Origin of the sequence: Streptomyces sp. AC550_RSS872 (assembly GCF_019049285.1) — a bacterium.
Classification (GTDB): domain Bacteria; phylum Actinomycetota; class Actinomycetes; order Streptomycetales; family Streptomycetaceae; genus Streptomyces.
This window is the reverse complement of the sequence record NZ_JAGMUL010000026.1, coordinates 118,806-144,441: the sequence shown is the minus strand read 5'-3', so window position 1 is coordinate 144,441 and position 25,636 is coordinate 118,806. Positions and strand designations below refer to the sequence as shown.

The following is a 25,636-nucleotide window of genomic DNA, read 5'->3' as shown; positions in this document are numbered from 1 at the left end:
CTGACATGCAGATCGGCCTTGTTGGTCTCGGCAAAATGGGCGGCAACATGCGCGAGCGCCTGCGCAACGCCGGCCACACCGTCATCGGCTACGACACGAACCCCGACCTGTCCGACGTCGCGAGCCTGGCCGACCTCGTCGACCAGCTCGACGCGCCGCGCACGGTGTGGGTCATGGTCCCGGCCGGCCACCCCACCCAGCTGGTCATCGACCAGCTGGGGAGCCTGCTCAAGCCGTACGACACGGTGGTCGACGGCGGCAACTCCCGCTGGACGGACGACGAGAAGCACGCCCAGGAACTGAGCAAGCACGGCATCGGCTTCGTCGACGCGGGCGTGTCCGGTGGCGTGTGGGGCCTGAAGAACGGCTACGCCCTGATGGTCGGCGGCGAGAAGGAGCATGTCGACCGGCTCAAGCCGATCTTCGAGGCGCTCAAGCCGGAAGGGCCGTACGGCTATGTCCACGCGGGCAAGGTGGGCGCCGGGCACTTCGCGAAGATGGTCCACAACGGCATCGAGTACGCCATGATGCAGGCCTACGCCGAGGGCTGGGAGCTGCTCGAGAAGGTCGAGTCGGTGGACAACGTCCGGGAGGTGTTCCGCTCCTGGCAGGAGGGCACGGTCATCCGTTCCTGGCTGCTGGACCTCGCGGTCAACGCCCTCGACGAGGACGAGCACCTGGAGCGGCTGAAGGGCTTCGCGCAGGACTCGGGTGAGGGCCGCTGGACCGTGGAAGCGGCCATCGACCACGCGGTGCCGCTGCCCGCGATCACCACGTCCCTCTTCGCCCGGTTCGCGTCCCGGCAGGACGACTCCCCGCAGATGAAGATGATCGCGGCGCTGCGCAACCAGTTCGGCGGCCACGCCGTCGAGTCGAAGGAGTAGCCGGCCGTGGGGGATCTCCTTCTGGTCCGACACGGTGAGACCGAGTGGAGCAGGTCGGGACAGCACACCAGCTGGACCGACCTGCCCCTCACCCAGGCCGGAGAGGAGCAGGCCAAGACCCTGGCTCCGCTCCTGTCCGGCCGTTCCTTCTCCCTGGCCCTCACCAGCCCGCTGCGCCGCGCCGTACGCACCGCCGAACTGGCCGGCCTGACGCGGGCCGTACCGGATCCGGAACTGCACGAATGGGACTACGGCGGCTACGAGGGCATCACCACCGACACCATCCACCGCTCGCGCCCCGACTGGTACCTGTGGACCGACGGCGTTCCACCGGGACCGGACGGCCACCCTGGCGAGTCGCCTGCCGAAGTGGGGGCGCGTGCCGACCGGCTGCTGTCCCGGGTGGACGTGGCCCTGCTGGACGGCGATGTCGTCCTCGTGGCCCACGGTCACTTCCTGCGCGTGGTGACGGCCCGCCGGCTGGGGCTGGCCCCGGCGGACGGGCGGCTGTTCCAGTTGGCGACGGGGACGGTGAGCCGGCTGTCGACGGAGCACGGGCGCCCGGTGATCGCCGAGTTGAACACCCGGCCGTGACTCCGGGACGGAGTTGACAGGTGCGGCGGCCCGGCGTCAGAGTCCCGGCTGATGGAGATCAACGATCTGACGCCGGCCGAGCTGCGCGTGTGGCAGGCCTTCGCCACGGGCGCGGAGGTGGACTTCCGTGAAGGGGCCGAACCGGAAGGGGCCCCCGAACGCACCCTCCGCGCAGGGGTGTTGCGGACACTGCTGCTCAACGGCCCACGGGAACCCGGGGAGATCGTGGCCCTCAAGGTCAGAGGCGCCCTCGTCACCGGTCTTCTGGACCTGAGGTACGCGACGGTCGACAGCGTCATCCACCTCACCCACTGCCGCTTCGAGAGCGCCCCGGACCTCGTCGGTGCCCAGCTGCGCTACGTCAGCCTGCGGGATTCCGAACTGCCCGGCCTCTCGGTGACGCGCGCCCGGATCGACGGCAGCCTGAGGCTGACGCGCTGCCGGTTCGACGGGGCGGTGCGCCTCGACGGCACCCAGATCGCCGGCGTCCTCTTCCTCGACGACGCGAGCGTGGCGGTCGGCGACTCCGTGCAGCCCGCCCTCCAGCTCAACCAGGCGTCCGTGGACGACGACCTGTGCGCCCGCGGTCTGCGCGCCCGGGGGCGGGTCCGGCTGGACGGTGCCACCGTGACCGGCTCGATCGACCTGGAGAACGCCGACCTCAGCAACCCCGGCGGCAACGTCGTCGACGCGGAGGCACTGGAGGTGGGCGCCAATCTACTGGGGCGACGGCTGCGCGCCCACGGCCGGATCGACATGCGCGGCGCCCGCGTACCCGGGCGGTTCGATCTGCTGTACAGCCGGCTGTCCAACCCCGGCGGCACGGCAATGCGGGCGAGCAGCTGTGTCATCGGCGAACTGTGGCTGCGCAAGGGCCCGCCGATCGAGGGCATGCTCAACCTGCGCCGCTCCCAGATAGAGCACCTCAACCTGGAGCCGGAGATGCTGCCGGGGCAGGTCCGCCTGCTCGACCTCACCTACGGCTCCCTGACCCCGCACGAGCCGCCCGAGCGCCGCCTGCCCATGCTGGAGCGGGACGAGGACACCTTCGACCCGCACGGATACGAGCAACTGACGGCTTCCTACCGCCGTACCGGAGACGAACACGCCGCCCGCCTCGTCCAGCTCGCCAAGCAGCGCCACCACCGCACGACTCTGCCCTGGTACGGCCGTCTGTGGGGCCACGTCCAGGACGCCACCGTCGGCTACGGGTTCCGCCCGATGCGAGCGCTCGGCTGGCTGCTGTCGCTGCTCGCCGTCGGCTCCGTCACGTTCGCGGTGCACGCGCCCCCGCCGCTGAAGCCGGACGAGGCACCGCACTTCAACCCGGTCTTCTACACGCTCGATCTGCTGCTGCCGGTGATCTCCTTCGGACAGGAACCGGCGTACGCCCCCGACGGTGGGCAGCAGTGGTTGTCGTACGTCCTGGTACTGGCCGGCTGGATCCTGGCCACCACGGTCGTCGCCGGCGTCACCCGGACCGTCAGCCGCCAGTGACTCCCGTCATCGAAGCGGCCGCCCGGCGTGCTGGGCGGCCAGCCGAACCGGCGCGTTCTGGGCGCCGTAGCCCCGGTAGCCGTCGCGCTGCACCAGCTCGAAGAAGACGCGGCCGACCGTGACGGTGTAGCAGTGCCGGAACTCGCCGTGCGCGTCACGGTCGTAGAGGATGCCCAGCTCGCGGTACGTCTCCAGCTCGCCGTCCGCGAACGCGTACCGCGCCGCCAGGTCGTCGTAGTAGTTCGCGGGGATCGGCAGCAGCCGGCCGCCCGCGTCCCGGAAGCGGCGCGCGGCGGCTACCACGTCGTCGGTGGCCAGCGCGATGTGCTGGGCATGCACCGTGTCGTCGGTCGGCGCCGCACCCACGCTCAGCGCGATCCGCACGCTCCCGTCGGCGTTGGTGACGGCGCGGCTGCGCATCAGGCCGTACGGGTCGGCGACGTCCACGCTCTCCTGGGCGTGCAGGCCGAGGACGCTGCGGTGGAAGAGGGTCGCCTCGTCGAAGTGGTGCCAGGGCTGGGTGAGGGCGAGGTGGTCGATGCCGTGCACCCCGGGGGTCCTCGCCTCGTGTTCGACGTCTGTGAAGTCGGCGCGCCAGTTCGGCAGTTCGTTCCGTTCCGTCGCGCAGAAGAAGAGTTCCGTGCCGTCGGGTGCCGCGACCGCGTCGAGCGGGGCGTCCTCCAGGGCGCGGCGGCGGGGCAGGACGGGGGCGAGGAGGGCCTCGGCGCGGCGGGCGGCGGCGGTCGGGTCGGGTGACTCCAGGCCGATCGCGGCGAGTCCGGTGCCGTCGCGGCGGGCGGCGCCCGAGGTGTTGACGAGGACTCGGGCCTCGCCCTGCTGCCAGAGGTCGACCGGCTTGCTGCGGTGCCGTGCGGTGCGGGCGAAGCCGAGGGCGCCGAGTACGGCCGAGACGGGTTCGGCGTCGGGAGTGACGAGTTCGGCGAAGGCGACGCCGGTGGGGACGACGGGTGCGGGCGGGGTGGTGACGCCGAGGGTCTCCTGGAGGACCAGGAGGGAGCGGAGCGCGTCCACGGCGGTCGGGCCGGCCTCGGCCTGGCGGAAGACGTCGTTGAAGACCTCCAGGGAGAGGGGGCCGTCGTATCCGGTGTGCAGCACGTGCCGGACGAGGCCTGCGACGTCGAAGCCGCCCTGGCCGGGGAAGCAGCGGTAGTGCCGGCTCCATTGCAGGACGTCCATCGCGAGCAGGGGGGCGTCGGCGAGCTGGAGGAAGAAGATCTTCTCGCCGGGGATGTCCGCGATGCCTTCGAGGTCCTTGGGGTCGGAGCCGCGGGAGAGGATGTGGAAGCTGTCCAGGCAGGTGCCGAGCGCGGGGTGGTCGGCCGCCTCGACGATGCGCCAGGCGTGGTCGTACGTGCTGACGTGCCGGCCCCAGGCGAGCGCCTCGTACGCCACCCGGATGCCGAACTCCTGGGCGATGTCAGCGAGTTGGCGCAGGTGGTAGGCGGCGAGCGCGTCGTCGTCCACGGCCAGCGGATGGACGCTGGAGCAGACGAGGACGGTGTCGGCGCCGAGCCGCCGCATCAGCTCGAACTTGTGCCGGGCGCGCCGCAGATTGCGGGTGAACTCGTCGGCGGGCACGGCCTCGATGTCCCGCATCGGCTGGTAGAGGTCGATGCTCAACCCCAGATCCGCACAGCGCGCCCGGATCTCCTCCGGGGTCAGCGGGCTGGCCAGCAGGTCGTTCTCGAAGATCTCCACCCCGTCGAAGCCGGCCCGGGAGGCGGCCGTGAGCTTCTCGGTGAGGGATCCGCTGAGGGAGACGGTGGCGATGGATGTGCGCATGGAGATGCTCCTTCAAGCTGCCGTACCGCAGCGCCCCGTAAGGGGCGCGGGGCCTGTGTCGATATGCGGCTCCGCCGCGTGGGCGCGAGCACCACGGACGGCCCGCAGCGGTCACACCTCCTGGCCCGCCGGGCTCTCGGCCCTGCCGACCATCTCCGCGATGTCCGCGAGCATTCGGCCACTGTCGGCCTCACGCCCTGTGAACAGGCGGAACGCGTCGGCGGCCTGGAAGACAGCCATCCCGCCCCCGTCCAACGTGGCGCAGCCAACCGCACGCGCGGTACGCAGCAGCTCGGTCTCCAGCGGGCGATAGACCACCTCGGCAACCCACAACCCGGGATGAAGCAGTTCCGCGGCAAAGGGCAGGCCCGGGTGGGCGGCCATGCCGGTGGGGGTGGCGTGCACGATGCCGTCGGCCGAGCTGAGCAGCCGGGCCAACTGATCCGGTGTTTCAGCGGCAGCACGCCCCGCGCCGAAGTGCCGGTTCAGCGCCCCGGCGAGGTCCGCGGCCCGGTCGCTCAGAGCGTCGACGACGGTGACCTGCTCGGCGCCCAGCGTGAGCATGGCGTGCGCGACGGCCGCACCCGCGCCCCCGGCGCCCAGCTGCACGACCCGCTCCAACGGCACGTCCGGCAGACCGCGGGCGAACGACGCGGCGAAGCCGGTGACGTCCGTGTTGTGGCCGACGGCCCGGCCGTCCTCGAAGACGACGGTGTTGACCGCGCCCAGCGCCTCGGCCTGCGGGGCGAGCGCGTCCAGGTGCTCGATGACGAGCTGCTTGCAGGGGTGCGTGATGTTGAGCCCGTCGAATCCGAGGTCGCGGGCGGCCCGCACCAGGTCGCCCACTGCCTGTGGCGGGACGCCGAGTGTGTCGATGTCGATGAGCCGGTACAGACAGCGCAGGCCCTGCCGGTCGGCCTCCCGCTCGTGCAGCGCCGGGCTGAGCGAGGGGCCGATGCCGGAGCCGATCAGCCCGACGAGATACGAGTCCTTGGCGTCCTTGGCCACCGGGGACCTCCTGAGCGGGGCACTAATGTACGAACTGGTGAGTTAGTACTAGCAGCCGGATCGGCGCTTGGGAAGGCCCGTCCCGCCACGCCGGGCGACCGGGCTTCTACAATCACCGGCACGCGGGCGGGCCACCGGAGCGCGCCCGCCCCTCGCCGAAGGAAGCCGATGACCAGCGTCGAAGAACCGGCACGCAGCAACGGGCGGACCCGTGACGCCGCCCGCACCCAGGCCGAGATCCTCGACGTCGCGACGCAGGAGTTCGCCCGGGTCGGCTTCGCCGGGGCGCGGGTCGACGACATCGCCGCCCGCACCAGTACCACGAAGCGGATGATCTACTACTACTTCGGCGGCAAGGAGCAGCTGTTCACGGCCGTGCTGGAGCGGGCGTACGGCGTCATCCGGGAGACCGAGCAGCAGCTCGACGTCGAGCATCTGGACCCGGTCGCGGCCATCCGCCGGCTGGCGGAGCTGACCTTCGACCACCATGAGCAGCACCCCGACTTCATCCGCCTGGTCAGCATCGAGAACATCCACGGGGCCGAGCACATCGCCGCCTCCGAGAAGCTCGGCAAGATCGGTTCACCGGCGCTGGACGTGATCCGCCGGATCCTGGAGTCGGGGCAGCGGTCGGGCCTGTTCACGGCCGACGTCGACGCCGTCGACCTGCACGCCATGATCAGCTCCTTCTGCTTCTTCCGGGTCTCCAACCGGCACACCTTCGGCGCCCTGTTCGGCCGCGACCTGGTGGATCCGGCACAGCGCGAGCACTACCGCACGATGCTGGGCGACATGGTGATCGCGTACCTGACGGCTCCGCGCGCGGAAGACTGACCGCGGGCCGCGGGCAAGATCCTTCGGCTCGGCCTCTTGACACTCGGGAAACCTCGGCGCACCATCCGTAGCCATCCGCTACTAACTATCCAGTGGGTTAATTAACCGGGTAGCTCCCGGTCGGCCGCCCCATCACCCCAGGGATCCGGCACCTCTCCTCTGCACTCACTCCCCCTATGGTGGAGTTCCCTCGAAGGAGCACCCCTGTGTCCGTCCCCGACACCGCCGTCGGCCAGCCGAAGAAGGCGGCCATGGCTGCCTGGATCGGCAGCGCCCTGGAGTACTACGACTTCTTCATCTACGGCAGCGCCGCCGCGCTGATCTTCCCCGAGGTCTTCTTCGACGAGTCCGACCCCGCGACCGCCACCCTGCTGTCGCTGGGCACGTTCGGCGTGGCCTACGCGGCCCGTCCGGTCGGCGCGCTGTTCCTCGGTCACTACGGCGACCGGCTGGGACGTAAGAAGATCATGGTCTTCACGCTGATCCTGATGGGCGTGTCGACGTTCCTCATCGGCTGTCTGCCCACCCGCGACCAGGTCGGCACCCTCGCGCCCGTCCTGCTGGTGCTGTGCCGCGTGCTCCAGGGCATCTCGGCGGCGGGTGAGCAGGCCAGCGCCAACTCGATGACGCTGGAACACGCGCCGCCCAACCGGCGCGGCTTCTTCACCAGCTTCACGCTGAGCGGCACGCAGGGCGGGCAGCTGCTGGCCACCCTGGTCTTCATCCCGGTCGCCGCGCTGCCGGAGGAGCAGCTGCTGTCGTGGGGCTGGCGGGTGCCGTTCTGGATGAGCATCGCGGTCGCCGTCGTCGGCTACGTCATCCGCCGCAAGCTGGACGAGACGCCCGCCTTCGAGCAGCAGGCCGCCGCCGAGGGCGTCGTCAAGCTGCCCCTCGCGGTGCTGATGCGGGAGCACTGGGCGGATGTGCTGCGGGTGATCGCAGGTGCGCTGGTCGCCTCGGTCAGCACGATCTTCACCGTGTGGGCGCTGTCGTACGCCACCAGCGACTCGGTCGGGATGAGCAGGTCCGCCATGCTGTGGGTGGGCGCGCTCGCCAACCTGGTCGCGCTCGCCGCGATCCCGCTGTGGGCCACGCTGTCCGACCGCATCGGCCGTCGCCCGGTGTACCTGATCGGCGCGGCGGGCAGCGCCGTGACGATGTTCCTCTACCTGTGGGCGATCTCCACCGGCTCCTACCCGCTGATCCTGGTGCTGGGCATTCTCGCCTTCGGTGTGGTCTACAGCGCCGCGAACGGTGTGTGGCCCTCCTTCTACGGCGAGATGTTCTCCACCCGGGTCCGGCTGTCCGGCATGGCCGTCGGCACCCAGATCGGCTTCGCGGTCGCCGGTTTCGCGGTCACCTTCGCCGCACAGATCGCCGGCCCGGACGGCGACGACTGGTCCGCGGTGGCCCTGTTCACGGCGGCCCTGTGCGTGCCGCCGATCGTGGCCGCCCTCTCCGCCCGCGAGACCGCCAGGATCCCGACGGAACAGCTCGGCGAACGGGTCTCCGGCAAGACCGCGGATCGGCAGACGGTCGCGGCCTGATCCCCTGGCTCCACCCGATTGCGTCCTGGGCCCCGTCGCCCGCCGTACGCACCGTTGACAGTTGACGTTTCACGCAAGAACATCGGCCAGAACGAACAGAAAAGAACAGCAGGACAGAGCTTCGCGTGCACCGGCCGGATTCAGGGGCGGCCGGCGTACGCGAAGTGGGCGTTCGCCGCGCACCCCCTGTCCGTGTCACCGAGTCGCGCACCAGGTGATCAACCCCAGCGACAGACAGGGGAGGCGGCGGGGGCTCAGCCGCGGTTGGCGGCCTTCGGGATGCCGTACACCCGATCCACCCGCAACCGCAGGACCAGCCGCCCGTCGCGGACCATCGCCGCCCGGAAGTCCTCCCAGTCGGGGTGCTCGCCCAGGACGTCCCGGTAGAGGCGGATCAGCTCCTCGACCGTGTCGTCGTACGGGTCCTTCGCGACCTGCGACAGCTCGGCCGTGCCCTCGGCGACGGTGTACGCCCACCGGTCCGAGGACGTGACGTGGTACGACGCCCTGGGGTCCCGGCGCAGGTTGCGGGTCTTGGCGCGGTCGTCGGTGATCGAGACGCGGATGATCCGCTCGTCCGGATAGTAGGCGTGGCTGACGTTCGACAGCTGCGGCCGGCCGTCGCGCTTGAGGGTGACCAGCACCCCGCCGTGGCCCTCGGAGAGCAGCGCGAGCAGTGCGTTCTGGGTGGCGTCCTGAGTCATGTCTGGAGCAACGGTGGCGGGGAGCCCGGCCATTCCCCCCTTGCCCGCCCGGCACTGCCCGTCCCGGCCCTCGCCCGTAGACACTGTCTACTCGATCATGGTAGACACTGTCTATGCAGGAGAACGCGACCGGGTTGCGAGCCCGGCTGATCGACGTCGGCGTGGATCTCGTGGCCCGCGAGGGCGCCCAGGCGCTCACCCTGCGGGAGATCGCCCGCCGGGCGGGCGTCTCGCACGGGGCCCCGCGTCGCTACTTCCCCACCCATCTGGAGCTGCTGTCGGCCATCGCAGGGCGGGGCTTCGAGGAGTTGGGCCGGCGGGCGGCGGCAGCCGTCGAGGGCGGCGCGACGGGCCCGCGGGCTCAGGTGACCGTGCTGGCGCGGGTCTATCTGGAGTTCGCGCTGGGCAACCGCGGCATGTACGAGCTGATGTTCCGTCACGATCTGCTGGAAAGCGGTCACTTGGGGCTGCGGAACACCAGTCTTCCCCTGTTCGGCCGGCTGGTGGACCTGGTCGGCCTGGTACGCCCGGACGCCGACGCACGGCTCGTCGCGGGGGCGTTGTGGGCCAACCTGCACGGGATCGCGCAGCTGTGGGGCTGGGGCAGCCTGCAACTCGCCACGGACGCCGACGACTTCGTACCCCTGCTGCGGTCTGCCGTGGACGCGCACCTCGGGCCGGTGGGCGCGTGAACCCTCGCCTCACTCTCGCGAGCAGTGTCGTCGGGGCTGTGATCGTCGCGCTGGACGGCACCGTCCTGACCGTCGCCCAGCCCGCCCTGCGACGGGACCTGGACGCCTCCTTCGCCCAGGTCCAGTGGACCAGCACCGGCTATCTCGTCGCGGTCGCAAGCCTGCTGGTGTTCGGCGGGCGGCTGGGCGACCGGTACGGGCATCATCGGGTCTTCGGGATCGGCATGCTCGGGTTCGGGGCCGCGTCGGCCGGGATCGGGGCGGCGTCCGGCGTCGGCTGGGTGATCGGGCTGCGGGTCGTACAGGGCGTGTTCGGTGCGCTGCTGCAACCGGCCACGCTCGGAATGCTGCGGGCCGCGTTCCCGCCCGACCGGCTGCGGGCGCCGATCGCCGTGCGGACCGCCGCGATCGGGGTGGCTGCCGCCGTCGGGCCGGTGGCGGGCGGTGCGCTGGTGGCGGGGCCGGGGTGGCGGGCCGTTTTCCTGCTCAATGTCGTCCCCGCCCTCCTCCTCGGCCTGCTCGCTCTCGCCGTACCGCCCGAGCCCACGGCCTCCCCCGCCCGGCTCGACCTGCCCGGAGCACTCCTGCTCGCAGTGACCCTGGCCTGTCTCGTGCACGCCCTCGTCGCGATGCCGGGGTGGGCCTTCACCGCCGCGAGCGCCATGATCACCGGCGTGGCCTTCGTCCGGCACGAGCGCCGTACCGCGAGCCCGCTGCTGCCGCCCGACGTCATCGGATCGGCGGCCGTCGGCTCGGCGCTCGGCATGCTGGTGGCCGCGTCGGCGGCGCTGTCGGGCACGCTGTTCGTCGGCACGTTCCTGTTGCAGGGCCGGTTCGGCCTGGACCCGTTCCGCAGCGCCCTGGTGAGTCTGCCGCTGGCCCTGCTGATGGTGCTCGCGGCGCCGACCTGCGCGGTGCTGCTGCGCCGGGCCGGTGCCCGCCGGACGACCGTGGCGGCGATGGCGGTGCTGGCGCTGGGGGTCCTGGTCCTCTCCCGTGCGTCGGCCGTGGCTGCCCTCTGCGCCGGGTTCGCCCTGGTGGGGGCCGGGTTCGGCACGGTGATGGTGGCGGCGACCCATGTCGTCGTACGGGAGGCCGACATCGGGTCGGCCGGGGTGGCGGGCGGGCTCCAGCAGACCGCGATGAACGTCGGGCCGGTGCTCGGGGTCGCCGCCGCGACCGCGCTCATGGGAGCGGACGGCGGCTCCGGGCTGCCGCTGGGGGTGTTCGCCTCCCTGGCCCTGGCAGGTGCGGGGCTGGGCCGGGCGCTGCCCGGGCGGCGGGCCCCGACGATCGACGATCATGGCCAATCGCGGGACCGTACACGTGTTCCTGCGCGACGATGAGATCAGAGGCCGTTCCGTCGGGGTATGCCGGAGCGCACCCTCGTCGTACGTAGGTGGAGGAGAGCGATGGCACTGCTGACACAAGAGGTCGACCCGGGTGAGGTCGGGCTGGACGCGAAGGTACTGGACCGCCTCGACCAGCATTTCGCCCACTACGTCGACGAGGGGCGGATACCCGGCTTCCTGGTGTCCGTCGCCCGCGGTGGACGCGTCGCGCACCTCGCCACGCACGGCCATCGGGACGTCGCGGCCGGGCTGCCCGTCGAGGCCGACACGCTGTGGCGGATCTACTCCATGACCAAGCCGGTCACCTCGGTCGCCGCGCTGCTGTTGGTGGAGGAGGGCAAGCTGTCGCTCGACGACCCGGTCGGCCGCCATCTGCCCGCCTTCGCCCAGCCTCGGGTGTACGTCAGCGGATCCGGCGCCGACACGGTGACCCGCCCCGCCGCCGGGCCGATGACCGTCCGGCATCTGATGACCCACACCGCCGGACTGACCTTCGCCTTCTACCACACCCATCCCGTCGACGCCCTCTACCGCGACGCCAACCTGGAGTCGGCCGTGCTGCCCGGCTCCGACCTGGCGACGACGGTCGACGTGTACGCGAGCCTGCCGTTGCAGTTCGAGCCGGGGACGCAGTGGAACTACTCCGTCGCCACCAATGTCCTGGGCCGGGTCATCGAGGTCGTGTCCGGGCAGCCGCTCGACGAGTTCTTCGCCGAGCGGATCTTCGGGCCGCTCGGGATGACCGACGCCGGGTTCTGTGTGAGTGACGAACAGGCGGGCAGGCTCGCCGAGTTGTACGGGGAGACCGAGGGCGGCGGGATCGAGCCGATCCCGGGTCTCCCGCTGCGCGGCCGGCCCCGCTTCCTGTCCGGCAGCGGCGGCATGGCCGCCTCCGCGCACGACGTCCACCGCTTCATGGAGCTGCTGCGCCGCCGCGGCGAACTCGACGGCACCCGTCTGCTGGCCCCCGAGACCGTGGACCTGATGACGTCCAACCACCTGCCGGACGGCGCCGACCTGCGCTCCTTCGGCAGCCGCCCCGCCCATGACGAGCCCGGCAAGGACGGCATGGGCTTCGGTCTCGGCGTCTCCGTGGTGATCGACCCGACCCGCACGAAGGCACCGACCGTCCTCGGCTCCTACGGCTGGACCGGGGCGGCGACCACCACCTTCTGGGTCGACCCGCGCCACGACCTGACGGTGCAGTTCATGACACAGGTCCGGCCCAAGACGTCGCACACGCTGTTCCAGGACCTCAAGCGGCTCGTCAACGAGTCCCTCACGGAGGCCTGAGCCCCGCCGCCGGTCATACGCGGTGGGCCCGCGGACAGAAGGCGTCGGCCGCGAAACGGCCGGCGCTCAGCGGGCTGACGACCACGAAGGATGCGCGGCCGAGGCAGAGATCGCGGACGACCTCGCCGATCCGCCGGTGCATCCGGACGCCCGCCTCGAAGGCGGCGACCTCCGAACCGCCGGCCGCCTTGGACATGGACCCGGACGCGAGTTCGTCCCGCTCGACGAGCACGACGTCCCGTACACCCGGGTGTTCACGGGCCTACCTTCCACGACGGCGCGACGGACGACGGCACATCGCGGCATTTCCCGCGGAGCGCCTCGTCAGGACAGGTGCGCGACCGCGTCCAGATGGGGCAGGTGGTGATCCAGGCGCTCCCGCTTTGTGCGCAGATAGGTGATGTTGTTCTCGCACGGCGGGATCAGCAGCGGTACCTGCTCGGCCACCTGGATGCCGTGCTGCACCAACGCCTCGCGCTTGCGCGGGTTGTTCGACATCAGACGGACGCTGTTCACGCCGAGGTCGTGCAGGATCCCGGCGGCGACGCCGTAGTCGCGGGCGTCCACCGGCAGACCGAGCGCGAGGTTGGCCTCGACGGTGTCCAGGCCCTCCGCCTGGAGGGCCATCGCCCGCAGCTTGCCGAGCAGACCGATGCCGCGGCCCTCGTGGCCCCGCAAGTAGACGACGATGCCGCTTCCTTCGGTGACGACGGCACGCAGCGCGGAGGCGAGCTGATCGCCGCACTCGCAGTGCTGGGAGCCGAAGGCGTCGCCGGTCAGGCACTCGGAGTGCAGCCGGGTGAGAACGTCGTCCGTGCCTATCTCGCCGTAGACCAGGGCCACTTGCTCGTCACCGCGGTCGTGGTCGAGGTAGCCGATCGCGCGGAATTCCCCGTACACGGTGGGCAAGGGGGCATTCACCATGCGTTCCACTCCGGAACGCTGCGTCCGCTGTCCGGACTTCTTGCCGAGTACACCAACTTTTTCTGTCATGATTCTTCAGTTCCTAAGCAGAGACGAAAGGCCGTGAAAAGATGAGTGGTTCACAAACGCGGCCGGCGGCACACTCGCTGGTGCCGGCGGACACCAGCGAAGACGTACGGACGCGAGGAGCGGGCGTTTCACGGCAGGTCGCGGTCCTTCCCGTCGGAAGCTTCGAGCAGCACGGCGCGTTCCTCCCGCTGGCCACCGACACGCTCGTGGCCTGCGCCGTCGCGCGCGAGATAGCCGCGGCGTATCCGGTGCACCTCCTTCCACCGGTGACCATCTCGTGCTCGCACGAGCACGCGGCCTGGCCGGGGACCGTCAGCATCTCCTCCGTGACCCTTCATGCGGTGATACGGGACATAGCGGATTCGCTCCGCCGGTCCGGCGTCGACGCCCTGGTGCTGGTCAACGGGCACGGCGGAAACTACGTACTGGGCAACGTCGTTCAGGAGTCCTCCGCGCGCGGTGAGCGAATGGCGCTGTTCCCGGCCCCGGAGGACTGGGAGGCGGCGCGGGAGCGGGCGGGGGTGGAGACCTCGCTGCTCACCGACATGCACGCCGGAGAAATCGAGACCTCCATCCTTCTGCACGCTCATCCCGAATTGATCCGACCCGGTTATGAGACTTCCGATTTCGTATCGGACGACCGCCGTCATCTGCTCACCCTCGGTATGTCCGGCTATACCGATTCGGGTGTCATCGGACGTCCTTCGCTGGGCTCCGCGGAAAAGGGGAAGCGGCTGCTGGCGAGCCTCGCGGATTCCTTCGGCGCATATGTGTCACTGCTGACCTCCGCGGACGATTCCGTACGGGACACGGGAGACGCACGAAAATAGCGGCTGGGTTCCGGGTCCGCCATGGTGGCGGCGGACCCGGAGTCCGCGCGCAGGCCGGTGTACCAGCGGGCGACGAGGACGAGGGCACCGGGCAGGGCGGCCACGAAGCTGAGGACGCCGTACACGACGGCGACGGCGAGCCCGGTGTCGGCGCCGAGGCCCGCGGCCCCGAACGCCCAGGCGGTGACGCCCTCCCGGGGGCCGAAGCCGCCGATGTTCAGGGGCAGTCCCATGGCGAGCAGGGCCAGGACGGCCAGCGGCAGCAGGACGGCCACGGAGGCGGCGGACCCGGCGATCCGCGCGGCCAGCACGAACATCGCGAGATGGCCGGCGAGGACGACGACCGAGGAAACGGCGACGCCGGGGCCGTTGCGACGGGACAGCAGGGCCTCGCGTGCCTCGCCGAGGGTCGTGCCCAGGGCCGTCATCCTGGTCCGGTCGCGGCGGGAGGGCGCACGGTTCATGCGTACGGCGGCCACGACGGCGAGCGTGCCCACGGCGGCGAACAGGACGAGCGGGGTGACGTCGCGGGCCTCGTCCAGCACCGGGGACGGCATGGTCAGCAGCACGACGGCGCCGACGGCCGCGAGGGCGACCTGACCCGCCGTCCGCTCCAGGACGACCGCACGGACCCCGCGCCCCAGGTCACCGGCGCTCTGCCCGTGCCGCACCGCCCGGTGCACATCGCCGAGGACACCGCCCGGGAGGGCCGCGTTGAGGAACAGTGCGCGGTAGTAGTCGGCGACGGCCGCCCCGAGTGGAAGCCGGATCCTGACTCCCCGGGCCACCAACTGCCAACGCCAGGCGCTGAACACGGTGGTGACGGCCCCGATCCCGAGCGCCACGACCAGCGCTGTCGCGTCGATCCGCCGCAGCCCGTCGAGGAAGACGCCGGTGCCGAGCCGCCAGAACAGCACGACGAGGATGGCTACGCCGACGGCCGTTCCCACGTGGGTGCGGACGGCAGGGGTGTTGAGGCGGGACAGCAGGGCGCGGAGGGGGCGGGAACGGGGGCGCGGCGCGTCGGGGTCGAGCGCTTCCGGGCGGGGCTCGGTGACGACGACGCCGATACGGGAAGGGGAGACGGCCATGGCGGCGGGGACAGGGGCGGGGGCCGACGCGGGGGCCAGGGCAGGCGCGAGGGCGGGGGCCGACGTAGGTGCCGCCGTGCGCCGGGTGACGCGCAACCTTGCCACCGTCGCCACGCTCATGACGCTCCGCCCGTCGGCCGGCACAGTGCGAGCAGGTCGCTGTGGTGGACCACGACGTGCAGTTCTCCGGCCGCACAGGCGGCGAGACGTTCGGACAGGTAACGGTCGGCGCGCTCGCGGAGTTCGGGGCGTTCCTCGACCGCCGCGCCGACCCAGCCGCGCAGCCACTGGGCGCTGAGCGCCGACTCGCCGGGGCCGAGCTGCCAGGGGCTCGGGTGCACCTGCACGGTCGCGCCGTGCTCGGCGAACGCCTCGGCGGCAGCCGTGACCGCGTCCGGGCCCAGCATGCCCGAGCGGCGCTGGTGGGCGTTGAACGCGTCGGCGATCTCCGGGTCCAGCGGGTCGGACGGGGTGAGTTCGACCCGCCCGGCGACGGAGAGCGTCAGCAGGGCCGGGCAGCCCGCGCCCGCACAGGCGGCGGCGAGGGTGTCGACCTCCTCGCGGGTGAGGACGTCGAGCAGCGCGGAAGCGGTCACCAGCGAGGCGCCCTTGAGGGCGTCCGCGGTGAGACGGCCGATGTCGCCGCGGCGGGTCTCGACGGTGACGCGGCTGCCGTCGGCGCCGGAGCGCGGGGAGGCCACGGCGGCGAAGTGCAGCAGGTAGGGGTCGCGGTCGTGCAGGATCCAGTGCTGGGCACCGTCCAGGTGCGGCGCGAGCCAGCGGCCCATGGAGCCGGTGCCGCAGCCCACGTCATGGATGACCAGCCCGGCGCGTCCCGGCAGGTTGGCGAGCCGGATCCGCAGCGGATCGAGCAGGTCGTGGGCCCGCGCCGCGGCGTCGGCGCCTTCGCGCAGCTCCAACCATTCGGGGGCGTAGCGGGGCGGGTCGTCGGGCCCCGCGTCCCGGAGGCGTACGGTGGCCCGCTCCCCGGGACGGATGCTGGGCCCGGCGCCGAGAATGACGGCGTCCGTGTCGGGTCCCGCCGGTCCGGCCACACCGTTCATGTCGCCCTCCGCACCGTCCAAACCGTCCGCCGAAACGATCCCGCTCTGCGGCCCGGGCGGTTGCGCCGGAGCCGACGCGCCCGTGGCGTCCCTCGGTCCCGGTTGGGTCGGAATCGTCCCCCCGGCCGGTGTCGTCGCCGTCTTCCTCATGCCGCCCTCCGGGGTTCGTTCGGCAGCCGGCCCAGTACCGCGGCCAGGCTGCGGGCCGTGCCGGCCCAGCCGTTCAGGGCGGCCCGGCGTCCCCGGGCCGCCGCCTTCAGTCGGCGTCGTACGTCCGCCTCGCCGAACCAGCCGCGCAGTTCGGCGGCGATGGCGGCGGGGTTCTCCGGCGGGACGAGGATGCCGGGGACGCCTCCGTCAGGGGCCCGACCGACCGCCTCCGGCACTCCCCCGACGTCCGTCGCCAGTACGGGAATGCCGCGCGCGAGCGCCTCCGTCACCGCCATGCCGTACGTCTCGGCGTAGGAGGTGAACACCATGAGGTCGGCGGAGTTGTAGCTGGCGTCGAGTTCGGCGCCGGCCTGCGGGCCCGCCAGCACCAGCCGGTCCTGGAGGCCGTGCTCCGCTATCAGGGACCGCAGTGCGGCCACGTACTCGGGATCCTGGTTCAGCCCGCCCACGCAGACGCAGCTCCACGGCAGGTCGGTCACCGTCGCCAGTGCCTCCACCAGCCGGTGCTGTCCCTTGCGCGGGGTCACGGCGGCGACGCACAGCAGGCGCGACACGCCGTCGGTGCCGGACGCGAGGGGCGCGATGTCGGCGCCGGGGGCGGCGACATGGACCCGTTCGGGGGCGAGGCCGTGGTGGGAGACGAGGCGGCGGACCGCCCAGTCGCTGGTGGCGATCACCGCGGGGACGGCCCGCAGCACGGTGCGTTCCCGGGCGTCCAGCTCCGCGGCGACGGCGGGGTCGAGCCCCGTCTCGTCGCCGAGCGGGAGGTGGACGAGGACCGCGAGTTGCAGCCGCTCCGCCTCCGGGACGATGACCTCGGGCACTCCGCAGGCGACCAGCCCGTCCAGCAGGACGACCGTGCCGTCGGGGAACTCCCGCAGCGTGCGGGCGAGTTCCGTACGGGCGGCGGCGTCGGGGCGGGGCCAGCTGCCGGCCACGGCGTGCTTGTGCACCTGCCAGCCGAAGCCGGGCAGGTCCAGACTCACGCGCCGGTCATAGGCGTTGCCGCCGCTCGGCACGGTCAGGTCGTCGACGCCGCCCGGCATCACGAAGTGCACGGAGCGCAGGGACATGGGGATGATCTCGGCGTTCTTCAGGACGGAGTGCTGCACCGGCACATAGCCGAGCTTGGCCGTCCCCACCTTGTCCGTCTTGTCTGCCTTGCCCGTCTTATCGGTCTTACTGGTCTTCTCGGGGCCCGGCTGATGCACGGCCCTCTGCTCCAGGGTCACGTCGGTCACAGCGCACGCTCGTAACTCGCCCACGCGACGTGCGACTCGTGCAGCGTGACCGTCAGACCCGCGAGACCCTTGGCGCCCTCGCCCAGCGCGCCCTTCTCGATCCGCTCGGCCAGCCGGTCTGCGATGACCTTGGCCAGGAACTCCGTGGAGGTGTTGATCCCGGCGAAGTCGGGCTCGTTGTCGAGGTTGCGGTAGTTGAGCTCGCCGACGACGGCACCGAGCTCCCGCGTGGCCAGTCCGATGTCGACGACGATGTTGTCGTCGTCCAGCTGTTCGCGCCGGAACGTGGCGTCCACCAGGAACGTCGCTCCATGCAGTCGCTGCGCGGGCCCGAAGACGTCGCCGCGGAAGCTGTGGGCGATCATGATGTGATCGCGGACGGTGATGCTGAACAACGGACGACCCTCCAGGTGCGGTACGCCTAGTCCCCGGCTCATCGCTGCCGGGGATGCCGTGTAGTACGGCTCTTCGCTTCCCCGTGTTCAGTCGTCTCTCACTCTTTTCTCAGGTCAGGCGCTCTTGTCGTCCCCAGTTGAACGACTCCGTCAGGGCGTGTCCGCGTACCTGACGCGGTGGCAGAGCGCCGGGATCTCCCCGGAGGCGAGCTTCGGCATCACCTCGGGCAGTTCCTCGAAGGCGCTCTCCCCGGTGACGAGCGCGTCGAGTGCGGGGTCGGCGAGCAGGTCGAGTGCGAGGGCGAGCCGGTCGGCGTACGTACGGCTGCCGCTGCGGGCCGGGGAGACGGTGCCGACCTGGCTGCTGCGGATGTTCAGCCGCCGGGAGTGAAAGGCCTCGCCGAGGGGCAGGCCGACGCGCCGGTCGCCGTACCAGCTGAGTTCGAGGACCGTGCCCTCGGCCCTGAGCAGTTCGAGGGAGCTTGCGAGGCCCTGCTCGGTGGCGCTGGCGTGGACGACCAGGTCGCACTCGCCGAGCGCCTCCTCGGGCGGGGCGAAGGCGACACCGAGTGCCTTGGCGACGTCGGCCCTGCCGGGATCGGCGTCGACCAACTGGAGCCGTACGCCCGGGAAGCGGGCCAGCAGCGCGGCGACCGAGCAGCCGACCATGCCGCCGCCGACCACGGCGATCCGGTCGCCGACCAGGGGCGCGGCGTCCCAGAGGGCGTTGACGGCGGTCTCGACGGTGCCGGCGAGGAAGGCCCGTTCGGCGGGCAGGGTGTCCGGTACGACGGTGACGGCGCTCGCGGGGACGACATAGCGGGTCTGGTGCGGATGGAGGCAGAAGACGGTACGCCCGACGAGCGCGTCCGGCCCCTCCTCCACCACCCCGGCACTCAGATACCCGTACTTCACCGGCGCGGGGAACTCGCCCTCCTGGAACGGCGCCCGCATGGCCGCGTGCTGACTCTCCGGGACGCCGCCGCGGAACACGAGTGTCTCCGTGCCCCGGCTGACTCCGGAGTACAGCGACCGCACCAGGACGTCGCCCTCGCCCGGTTCCGGCAGCGTGACCTCCCGGATCTCTCCTTCACCCGGAGAGCTGAGCCAGAACGCACGTGCGGTGCGGTTCATCGGAATCCTCCTGAACGATCGGGAAGCTGTTCACGTACCGAGGTGTGCACAGGTCGCGCACAGTACGCGGCCTTGATCGACTCTGTCATCTGGCCGGAGGATAGTGCGGTGGCCCTGAACAACACGTACGAAGCAAGGCTGGTCCAGCAGGAGACCGCTGTGGGAGCGGGCGTGCAGATCCTGTTGCTGGCCCTGCTCGGTTCGGCGATCGGCATGGGGCCGGCGGGCTGGTTGACCGGTCTCGCCTTCGCCATCGCCACGTGGGCGATACTCTCGCTGGCCCTGCACCGGTCCGGGCTGCGCTCCTTCGGTCCGGCGAACCGGGTCACCCTCGGTCGCGCGACGCTGGTGGGCGGTGTGACGGCGCTGGTCGCGGACTCCTTCGAGAGCTCGCCGCCGGTGACGTTGTTCGTCGGTCTGACGGCGGTGGCGCTGATCCTCGACGGCGTGGACGGCAAGGTGGCCCGGCGTACCGGCACGTCCACGGCGTTGGGCGCGCGCTTCGACATGGAAGTCGACGCGTTCCTGATCCTGGTTCTGAGTGTGTACGTCTCGATGCCGCTGGGCCCTTGGGTCCTCCTGATCGGGGCCATGCGCTACGCCTTCGTCGCCGCCGCCCGCGTCTGGCCGTGGCTGAACGCCCCGCTCCCGCCGAGCACGGCCCGCAAGACGGTCGCCGCCACGCAGGGCGTGTTCCTGCTCCTGGCCGCCTCCGGCTTCTTCCCGTACGCGGCGACGTTCGCGGTCACCGCGACGGCACTTGCGGCGCTGGTCTGGTCGTTCGGCCGGGACGTCCTGTGGCTGTACCGCACGTCGCGTACGCGGCGCGGGGCGCGCGTGACGGAGGTTCGGGAGCTGGTGGCGTCCTGAGCGGATGCCTGCGGCGGCCCGTTGCGGTGGGTGGGGGTGCGCGTAGCGCGGTTCGGTGAGGGGTGGCTCGGGGCCGCGCCGGGGGGTGTCCGTCCTCGGTCCGGCGGCCGGCCACGGGGGTACACCGTCCAGGTGTCGGGCATACGGTCGCTTCACGGCCCGATCGGTTCGACCTTCCCACGGTCACGGTCCAAGGCCGGCCCGGTTGCGTCCTGGACTCCGCCGGGCCAGGCACCCTCAGCCCGTCCGGCGTTTGCGGACGAGGCCCTTCGGGCCGATGGCGGGGTCTGGGGACGCAGCCCCCAGCGGGGTTGAAGGGGCGGAGCCCCTGGGGATGGGACGGGTAGGGGCGGCGGGGGCGAGGAACTGCCAGGAGGAGCCGCCGCCGCTGTGCCACAGGCCGACGCGGTGCGACTGGGTGTCCGCTGACTCATCTGCGCGGTAGCAACCCGATCGCCACAACGGGTACCGCCGCCAGCACCAGCCAGGGCACAGCCGCCGGGAGGCCGGGGTCGAGCAGCATGCCGGTTGCCGAGCTGCCGACCAGGACGATCAGGCCCGAGACGGAGGACAACGCGCCGGTGTAGAGACCGAGTCGCCCCTCCTCGGCGAGGTCGGGAACCCAGGCGCGCGCGACCGGGGCGACGAGCATCTGACCGAGGGTGAGCAGGACGACGAAGCCGGCCGCGGGCAACAGACCTGCCGTGCCCGTCCAGTCGGCGGGCCGGGCGGCGGCCACGACTGTGAAGCCCGCCGCGATCAGCAGCAGGCCGATCACCATGGACCGGCGCAGGGTGAGCCGCTCCCCCACCCACCGGGTGACCGGCAGCTGGGCCGTCACCACCAGCAGCGAGGACAGGGCGAACAGCCAGGCCAGCGGTGCTTGGGAGCCCGTGGCGCGCTCCACCTCGTCGGGGAGGGCGAGGTAGAGCTGGTTGTAGGCGAGCAGGTAGGCGCCGTACGCGCAGCAAAGGGCGAGGAAACGGCGGTTGCGCAGCAGCTTCCCCATGCCACCGCGGAACCGGACACCGCCGCGCCCGGGTATGTGCTGCGGCAGCAGCCACGCGTGCCCGGCGAGGACGAGGACGAAGATTCCGGCGCCGGCGAGGCAGACCGTACGGAAGTCCACCGACAGCAGCAGCGCCCCGAGCAGCGGCCCGACGAAGGCACCCGCCTGCCCTGCCACGGTCAGCAGCGCGAGGACCCGGGTACGGGAACCGCCGCCCGACTCCTCCCACACCACGGCCTGCCGGGCGACCTCGGACTCCACGGCGGGAGAGAACAGCGCTGCGGCGAACCCGATCAGCAGCACCGCACCGATGACCGCCCAGGTCTCGCGCGCGTACCCGAGCCAGGCGAACCCGGCGATCCGCAGGACGCAGCCCGTGAGGACGACCGGCCGTATGCCGTACCGGTCGGCCAGCGCCCCGCCCACCACGAACAGGCCTTGCTGGCTGAAGGTCCGCAACCCCAGCACGAACCCGACCATCCAGCCCGCCATGCCGACGGCCTGTCCGAGGTGCTCGGAGAGGAAGGGCAGGACGGCGAAGAAGCCGATGTTGAAGGCGAGTTGGGTGAGGATGAGGAGGCGGAGGAGCGGGGAGAGGGGGCGGTGGGGCGGGGCCTTGCGACGTGGGCCGCGGGTCAAGAGAGAGGTCATCATCGGGTCTTCACCAACTCCCTGGCCGGTGGGCGGCTTTCGGACGGTGGCACGAGTTCCGAGGCACCGGGCCTTCGTCGGCCGCGCCGGACGCCTCCGGCCGCCGTCACCGCCAGCGCACCCAGCAGGGCGAGTACGGCGGCGGGGGCGAGGACCGCCCAGGGGGCGCGCTCGGCGTAGGGCTGGTTCTCGGCGAGGAGCAGGCCCCATTCCGGGGAGGGTGGCTGGGCGCCCAGGCCGAGGAAGGCGAGTGAGGCGAGGGCGAGGGCGATGCCGGGGAGGCGGAGCAGGGCGTGGCGGGTGACGGGTGGTATCACGGCGGGGAGGAGTTCCTGGCGTAGGAGGTACCAGGGGCCGGCACCCAGGGCTCGAGTGGCCGTGAGGTGGAGGGCGGCGCGTTCCTGGCGGAGCAGTGCGGAGGTGTGGGCGGCGAGCGGCGCCCAGGCCACGGCGGCCACGGCGAGCGCGGGTGTGGCGGTTCCGCTGCCGACGACCGCGGTGACGAGCAGGGCGACGAGGACCGGCGGCAGCGCGGTGACGGTGTCGACGAGCGGGCCGGACAGCCGGGGCAGCAGGCCGAGAGCCAGGCCGGTGAGCAGGGTGGCGGCGGTGATCGCGAGGGCGAGCAGCAGGGTGTCGAGGGCGCCGTGGGCGACGCGGGCGAGGATGTCCCTGCCGAGGGCGTCGGTGCCGAACGGGTGGGACGGGGAGGGGGCGGCCAGGCGTTCGGTGGTGTCGAGGGTCAGCGGGTCGCGGGGCAGGCCGAGGGCGATGACGGTGAGGAGCAGACCGGCGTAGACGAACGGCAGGATCGTGTGGGCTGGTGGTGTCGGGCGGTGCGGGGACGGCAGCGCGCCGTCGCGCAGGGCGGGGCCGATCAGCGTTCGGGCGAGGGTGTGGGCCAGTCCGGCGGCGGCCGCGGCGAGCAGGATGAGCGCGAGGGTGCCGGCCTGGAGGACGGGCAGGTCCTGGGCGAGGGCGGCCTGGAGGGTGGTGCGGCCGAGGCCGGGGATGTCGAAGATCTGCTCGACGGTGACCGATCCGCCGGTCAGACCTACGACGAACAGGCCGGTGTTGGGGAGGAGTCCTGGCAGACAGCGGCGCAGGGCCTGGCGGGCGACCGTGCGGCCGGGCAGTCCGCGTGCGGTGGCGGCCAGCGCCCAGGGCTCGGCGAACGCTCCGGGCAGCAGGTCGTCGAGGAGTCGGCCGAGCACGGCCCCGGCGGGCAGGCCGAGGGCGAGGGCGGGGAGGATCGTCCACTCGGGGCCGTACCAGCCGAGGGCGGGCAGCCAGCCGAGTTGGACGCCGACGACGGTGGCCAGTACGGACGCGGTGAGGAACTCGGGCAGTGCGGCGAGGACCGCGGAGCCGCTGCCTGCTGCGCGCCGTCCGTCGAGTCGGCGGTGGGCGCCCAGCCACAGGGTGCGGGCGCAGATCAGCGCGGCGGTGACGGCGGCGACCGCGAGGGCCACCGCCATCAGCAACAGGGAGACGCCCAGGGCCTGGAGAACGGCGGGCGTGACCTCACCGCCGGAGATCCAGGACCGGCCGGCGTCCCCGTGCCACAGCCCGCCCAGCCAGTCGCCGAGGAGGTGGAACGGGCCGTGATCCAGGCCGAGTTGGGCGCGGATGTCCGCCAGCACCTCGGGAGTGGGGTCGCGGTCCGCCGAGCGGGCCTTGAGCACGGTGAACGCCGGGTCGGTGTGGGTGAGCCACGGCAGTACGCCGATGGCGCACACCAGGGCGGCCGCGATGCCCGCACGCCACAGGAGCGTGACTGCCTGACGCCGCACGGGTCAGCGCCGGGTGCCGATGCCGACGAGGGTGCGCTCGTACGGGTCGAGGAGCGCGCCGCGGACGGAGCCGCCTACGCCGGTGATGATGCGCTGGTGGACGAGCGGTACGACGGCGTCGGTGCCGAGGATCTCCGCCTCGGCCGCCATCGCCGCGTCCTGCCGCTCGGCGGTGTCGGCGATGTCCGCGGCCTTGGCCACGGCCCGGTCGACGTCCTTGTCGCAGAGCAGGGCGAGGTTGTAGGTGCCGTCGCAGGTGTAGTCGCTGGCGAGGACCCCGACGGGGTCGCCGGTGTCGACCAGACTGTTGCGGGCGCCGACGAACGCGTCGAACTTGCCCTCCAGCGCGTCGCTCTCCAGCCGCGAGTACTCGCGCACCTCCAGGGTGACCTCGAACCCGGTCTTCTCCAGCTGCTGCTTCAGCACCTGGGCGACCTCCGGCAGCTCGGGCCGGTTGTCGTACGTGGCGATCGTGACGCGCGTCCCGTCGGGCTTGCCCGCCTTCGCGCGTCCGACCGGCTCGGTCCGCTTGCCCGCGGCCCAGGTGACTGCGGGCCCGTAGATGCCGGCGCCGGGGTCGGCGTATCCCTCGTAGACGCCCTTGGCGAGCACGGAGGTGTCGACGGCCTCGCGGGCGGCGGCCCGCAGCGCGGCGTCCTTGAAGGCGCCCTTCTCGGTGTTGAGGAGCAGGCTCGTGGTGCGGGTCGTCGCGGTGGCCTCGCGGATGGCCTTGTCGAGGGTGGCGGCCTGGGCGACGGGGATCGCCTCGGCGAGGTCGACCTGGCCGGTACGCAGGGCGCTTGCGCGTGCGGTGCCGTCGGCGACGAACTTGACGTCGATGCCGGGTGCCTGGGCGCGGCCGCCCCAGTAGTCGTCGTAGCGGTCGAGGGTGACGGCCGTGGAACCGAGCACCTTGGTGAGCTCGAAGGGCCCGGTGGCGGTGCCGACCGGGTCGGCCTTGTCCTGCGTGCCGTACGCCTTGCCGGAGAGGATGGCGAGGGACGGGCTGGACAGGCGCAGTGGGAGGACGGGGTCGGGGGTCCCGGTGGTGATCCGTACGCCGCCGGCGCCGTCGGCCTTCGCGGTGAACGTGACGCCGGCGAGGGCGGCGGGGGCCGGCTTGGCCTGCGCGGTGTGGGTGAGCGCGGTGGCGACCGCGGCCGGGGTGACGGCGGAGCCGTCCTGGAAGGTGGCCTCGCGCAGGGTGAACAGCCAGGTGCGGTCGTTCTCCTGGCGCCAGGAGGCGGCGAGGGCGGGGGCCGCGGCGCCGTTGGCGTCCAGCGCGGTCAGGCCCTCGGTGACGCCGAGGCGACTGAGGATGGTGGAGTCGGCGCCGTATGGCGAGAGGTTCTCGGCGGGCGGGAAGGCGAGGGCGACGCGCAGGCGGGAGCCGCCGTCGGCGCTGCCGGCGGAGTCGGATCCGCCGTCGGAGGCGAAGCAGCCGGCGAGAACCGGGGCCAGTACGAGGGCGAGGAGCGGGCGGAGTCGGTGTCGCACGGGTTATCGCTCCATCGGTATCTCGAAGTGGACGACGCCGAGGGCGCCGTCGGGGTCCACGCGCTCGTCCAGCACGACCTTGCCGCGCGAGCGCCAGAAGGCCTCGGCGCCGGGCACTGTCGGGTCGGTGTGCAGGTAGACGGCCTGATAGCCGCCGTCCGCCGCCGCGAAGGCGAGCAGCTCGTCGACCAGCCGCCCGGCGAGGCCGCGCCTGCGGTGCTCGGGGCGGACGTAGACGCGGCGCAGCTGCGCGGTGTCGCCCGAGGGATAGCGCTCGGCGAGGTCGCGCGGGTTCGGCGGGTGGGCCGGGCCACGGGAGTCGAGGGCGGCGGTGGCGACGACACCGTTGTCGTGCGGGTCGAGCGCGACGAGGAGGGTGTGCCGGGGCGGGGCGAGGTAGGCGCCGGCCGGGTCGATGATGTCCGCGTGCCAGCGCGGCACATAGCCGGTGCCGAGGTCGTGGTAGACGGTGTCGAGCATCAGGGCTCGCGCACCGTCGAGGTCGTCCGGGCTCGCCGCCCTGATGCTGTAGTTGTGCACTTGCACATCATATGCATCAAGCGCGAAAGGTCTTTCAGCCCGCCCCGCCCTTGCGTGCAACCTCCTTGCACCTCAGGCGATTTGACAGTGATCGAAGATCAACGCCAACCTTTCCACATGACATCCATTTTCAAAAAGGATATCCTGGC

22 protein-coding genes and 2 pseudogenes are annotated in these 25,636 nt (G+C 72.0%); 10 read left to right on the top strand and 14 right to left on the bottom strand.

Translation table 11 applies throughout. The features are described 5' to 3' along the window. Window positions 1-5 precede the first annotated feature (5 nt). The 3 genes from gnd to KUM44_RS12335 are packed head-to-tail and all read left to right on the top strand — an operon-like array spanning window position 6 to window position 2,975. A complete protein-coding gene (gene gnd / locus KUM44_RS12345) occupies window positions 6-884 on the top strand; it encodes a phosphogluconate dehydrogenase (NAD(+)-dependent, decarboxylating) (RefSeq protein ID WP_217207869.1) in 879 nt (292 codons plus the stop codon). Window positions 885-890: 6 nt separating this feature from the next. Next, window positions 891-1,478 carry a histidine phosphatase family protein gene (locus KUM44_RS12340; protein WP_217207868.1) on the top strand — a complete coding sequence of 196 codons (588 nt, stop codon included), beginning with the start codon at window positions 891-893 and terminating at the stop codon, window positions 1,476-1,478. A gap of 51 nt (window positions 1,479-1,529) precedes the next feature. Continuing rightward, window positions 1,530-2,975 carry a membrane-associated oxidoreductase gene (locus KUM44_RS12335; RefSeq protein ID WP_217207867.1) on the top strand — a complete coding sequence of 482 codons (1,446 nt, stop codon included), beginning with the start codon at window positions 1,530-1,532 and terminating at the stop codon, window positions 2,973-2,975. 6 nt (window positions 2,976-2,981) lie between these two features. Here the strand turns inward: KUM44_RS12335 and KUM44_RS12330 are convergent, their stop codons facing one another. Together KUM44_RS12330 and KUM44_RS12325 are read right to left on the bottom strand one after the other, a co-directional pair. Further along, window positions 2,982-4,778, bottom strand: coding sequence for a bifunctional sugar phosphate isomerase/epimerase/4-hydroxyphenylpyruvate dioxygenase family protein (locus tag KUM44_RS12330; protein WP_217207866.1), 1,797 nt, complete (start codon window positions 4,776-4,778; stop codon window positions 2,982-2,984). Window positions 4,779-4,889: 111 nt separating this feature from the next. Continuing rightward, window positions 4,890-5,786, bottom strand: coding sequence for a shikimate dehydrogenase (locus KUM44_RS12325; RefSeq protein ID WP_217207865.1), 897 nt, complete (start codon window positions 5,784-5,786; stop codon window positions 4,890-4,892). 168 nt (window positions 5,787-5,954) lie between these two features. On the opposite strand from KUM44_RS12325, the gene KUM44_RS12320 reads away from it, so the two are divergent. Next, window positions 5,955-6,620, top strand: coding sequence for a TetR/AcrR family transcriptional regulator (locus KUM44_RS12320; protein WP_217207864.1), 666 nt, complete (start codon window positions 5,955-5,957; stop codon window positions 6,618-6,620). A gap of 206 nt (window positions 6,621-6,826) precedes the next feature. Then, window positions 6,827-8,167: an MFS transporter gene (locus KUM44_RS12315; protein ID WP_217207863.1), complete on the top strand. Its 1,341-nt coding sequence runs from the start codon at window positions 6,827-6,829 to the stop codon at window positions 8,165-8,167. 254 nt (window positions 8,168-8,421) lie between these two features. On the opposite strand, the gene KUM44_RS12310 is transcribed toward KUM44_RS12315, so the two are convergent. Then, complete coding sequence (locus KUM44_RS12310; protein ID WP_217207862.1) at window positions 8,422-8,871, bottom strand: PPOX class F420-dependent oxidoreductase; 450 nt, start codon at window positions 8,869-8,871, stop codon at window positions 8,422-8,424. Between the two features lie 113 nt (window positions 8,872-8,984). Here KUM44_RS12310 and KUM44_RS12305 point away from each other — a divergent pair, with 113 nt between their 5' ends. The 3 genes from KUM44_RS12305 to KUM44_RS12295 all read left to right on the top strand — a co-directional run bounded on the left by KUM44_RS12305 (window position 8,985) and on the right by KUM44_RS12295 (window position 12,208). Then, complete coding sequence (locus KUM44_RS12305) at window positions 8,985-9,563, top strand: TetR/AcrR family transcriptional regulator (protein ID WP_217207861.1); 579 nt, start codon at window positions 8,985-8,987, stop codon at window positions 9,561-9,563. Then, complete coding sequence (locus tag KUM44_RS12300; protein ID WP_217207860.1) at window positions 9,560-10,909, top strand: MFS transporter; 1,350 nt, start codon at window positions 9,560-9,562, stop codon at window positions 10,907-10,909. The genes KUM44_RS12305 and KUM44_RS12300 overlap by 4 nt, the downstream gene beginning before the upstream one ends. Before the next feature lie 66 nt (window positions 10,910-10,975). Next, complete coding sequence (locus KUM44_RS12295) at window positions 10,976-12,208, top strand: serine hydrolase (protein WP_217207859.1); 1,233 nt, start codon at window positions 10,976-10,978, stop codon at window positions 12,206-12,208. 13 nt (window positions 12,209-12,221) lie between these two features. On the opposite strand, the pseudogene KUM44_RS47545 reads toward KUM44_RS12295, so the two are convergent. Further along, window positions 12,222-12,338, bottom strand: a pseudogene (locus tag KUM44_RS47545) (sarcosine oxidase subunit beta); the annotation flags it as partial. 194 nt (window positions 12,339-12,532) lie between these two features. Then, complete coding sequence (ribA, locus tag KUM44_RS12285; RefSeq protein WP_217207857.1) at window positions 12,533-13,201, bottom strand: GTP cyclohydrolase II; 669 nt, start codon at window positions 13,199-13,201, stop codon at window positions 12,533-12,535. A 41-nt stretch (window positions 13,202-13,242) separates the two neighbouring features. Between ribA and KUM44_RS12280 the strand changes: the two genes are divergently transcribed. Further along, complete coding sequence (locus tag KUM44_RS12280; protein ID WP_217207856.1) at window positions 13,243-14,031, top strand: creatininase family protein; 789 nt, start codon at window positions 13,243-13,245, stop codon at window positions 14,029-14,031. Between the two features lie 146 nt (window positions 14,032-14,177). Here the strand turns inward: KUM44_RS12280 and KUM44_RS45325 are convergent. The 5 genes and pseudogenes from KUM44_RS45325 to KUM44_RS12260 form a co-directional block, all read right to left on the bottom strand. Then, window positions 14,178-15,122, bottom strand: a pseudogene (locus tag KUM44_RS45325) (lysylphosphatidylglycerol synthase transmembrane domain-containing protein); the annotation flags it as partial. Between the two features lie 116 nt (window positions 15,123-15,238). Next, a complete protein-coding gene (locus KUM44_RS12275; protein WP_217207855.1) occupies window positions 15,239-16,336 on the bottom strand; it encodes a class I SAM-dependent methyltransferase in 1,098 nt (365 codons plus the stop codon). Further along, the gene (locus KUM44_RS12270) at window positions 16,333-17,499 is read right to left on the bottom strand and encodes a glycosyltransferase family 4 protein (protein WP_217208132.1); all 1,167 of its coding nucleotides are present in this window, start codon (window positions 17,497-17,499) and stop codon (window positions 16,333-16,335) included. The genes KUM44_RS12275 and KUM44_RS12270 overlap by 4 nt, the downstream gene beginning before the upstream one ends. 95 nt (window positions 17,500-17,594) lie before the next feature. Then, window positions 17,595-17,993 (bottom strand): 6-carboxytetrahydropterin synthase, encoded by a 399-nt coding sequence (locus tag KUM44_RS12265; RefSeq protein WP_093747920.1) that lies wholly within the window; start codon window positions 17,991-17,993, stop codon window positions 17,595-17,597. 150 nt (window positions 17,994-18,143) lie between these two features. Continuing rightward, a complete protein-coding gene (locus KUM44_RS12260; RefSeq protein WP_217207854.1) occupies window positions 18,144-19,127 on the bottom strand; it encodes a zinc-binding alcohol dehydrogenase in 984 nt (327 codons plus the stop codon). A 108-nt stretch (window positions 19,128-19,235) separates the two neighbouring features. Between KUM44_RS12260 and KUM44_RS12255 the strand changes: the two genes are divergently transcribed. Continuing rightward, window positions 19,236-19,997, top strand: coding sequence for a CDP-alcohol phosphatidyltransferase family protein (locus KUM44_RS12255; RefSeq protein WP_217207853.1), 762 nt, complete (start codon window positions 19,236-19,238; stop codon window positions 19,995-19,997). 430 nt (window positions 19,998-20,427) lie between these two features. On the opposite strand, the gene KUM44_RS12250 is transcribed toward KUM44_RS12255, so the two are convergent. From KUM44_RS12250 to KUM44_RS12235, 4 genes are read right to left on the bottom strand one after another with little or no spacing between them, the layout of a single operon-like run. After that, the gene (locus tag KUM44_RS12250) at window positions 20,428-21,657 is read right to left on the bottom strand and encodes an MFS transporter (protein ID WP_217208131.1); all 1,230 of its coding nucleotides are present in this window, start codon (window positions 21,655-21,657) and stop codon (window positions 20,428-20,430) included. Beyond that, window positions 21,657-23,450: an ABC transporter permease subunit gene (locus KUM44_RS12245; RefSeq protein ID WP_217207852.1), complete on the bottom strand. Its 1,794-nt coding sequence runs from the start codon at window positions 23,448-23,450 to the stop codon at window positions 21,657-21,659. The genes KUM44_RS12250 and KUM44_RS12245 overlap by 1 nt, the downstream gene beginning before the upstream one ends. 3 nt (window positions 23,451-23,453) lie before the next feature. Then, complete coding sequence (locus tag KUM44_RS12240) at window positions 23,454-24,947, bottom strand: ABC transporter substrate-binding protein (protein ID WP_217207851.1); 1,494 nt, start codon at window positions 24,945-24,947, stop codon at window positions 23,454-23,456. A gap of 3 nt (window positions 24,948-24,950) precedes the next feature. Beyond that, window positions 24,951-25,487, bottom strand: coding sequence for a GNAT family N-acetyltransferase (locus KUM44_RS12235; protein WP_217207850.1), 537 nt, complete (start codon window positions 25,485-25,487; stop codon window positions 24,951-24,953). Window positions 25,488-25,636 lie beyond the last annotated feature (149 nt).

What these genes read in the sequence shown, in the direction of transcription:
- gnd (WP_217207869.1), top strand. Translation starts at nt 6, where the DNA reads ATGCAGATCGGCCTTGTTGGTCTCGGCAAAATGGGCGGCAACATGCGC.
- KUM44_RS12335 (WP_217207867.1), top strand. Translation starts at nt 1,530, where the DNA reads ATGGAGATCAACGATCTGACGCCGGCCGAGCTGCGCGTGTGGCAGGCC.
- KUM44_RS12330 (WP_217207866.1), bottom strand. Translation starts at nt 4,778, where the DNA reads ATGCGCACATCCATCGCCACCGTCTCCCTCAGCGGATCCCTCACCGAG.
- KUM44_RS12320 (WP_217207864.1), top strand. Translation starts at nt 5,955, where the DNA reads ATGACCAGCGTCGAAGAACCGGCACGCAGCAACGGGCGGACCCGTGAC.
- KUM44_RS12310 (WP_217207862.1), bottom strand. Translation starts at nt 8,871, where the DNA reads ATGACTCAGGACGCCACCCAGAACGCACTGCTCGCGCTGCTCTCCGAG.
- KUM44_RS12305 (WP_217207861.1), top strand. Translation starts at nt 8,985, where the DNA reads ATGCAGGAGAACGCGACCGGGTTGCGAGCCCGGCTGATCGACGTCGGC.
- KUM44_RS12295 (WP_217207859.1), top strand. Translation starts at nt 10,976, where the DNA reads ATGGCACTGCTGACACAAGAGGTCGACCCGGGTGAGGTCGGGCTGGAC.
- ribA (WP_217207857.1), bottom strand. Translation starts at nt 13,201, where the DNA reads ATGACAGAAAAAGTTGGTGTACTCGGCAAGAAGTCCGGACAGCGGACG.
- KUM44_RS12280 (WP_217207856.1), top strand. Translation starts at nt 13,243, where the DNA reads ATGAGTGGTTCACAAACGCGGCCGGCGGCACACTCGCTGGTGCCGGCG.
- KUM44_RS12275 (WP_217207855.1), bottom strand. Translation starts at nt 16,336, where the DNA reads ATGAGGAAGACGGCGACGACACCGGCCGGGGGGACGATTCCGACCCAA.
- KUM44_RS12260 (WP_217207854.1), bottom strand. Translation starts at nt 19,127, where the DNA reads ATGAACCGCACCGCACGTGCGTTCTGGCTCAGCTCTCCGGGTGAAGGA.
- KUM44_RS12250 (WP_217208131.1), bottom strand. Translation starts at nt 21,657, where the DNA reads ATGACCTCTCTCTTGACCCGCGGCCCACGTCGCAAGGCCCCGCCCCAC.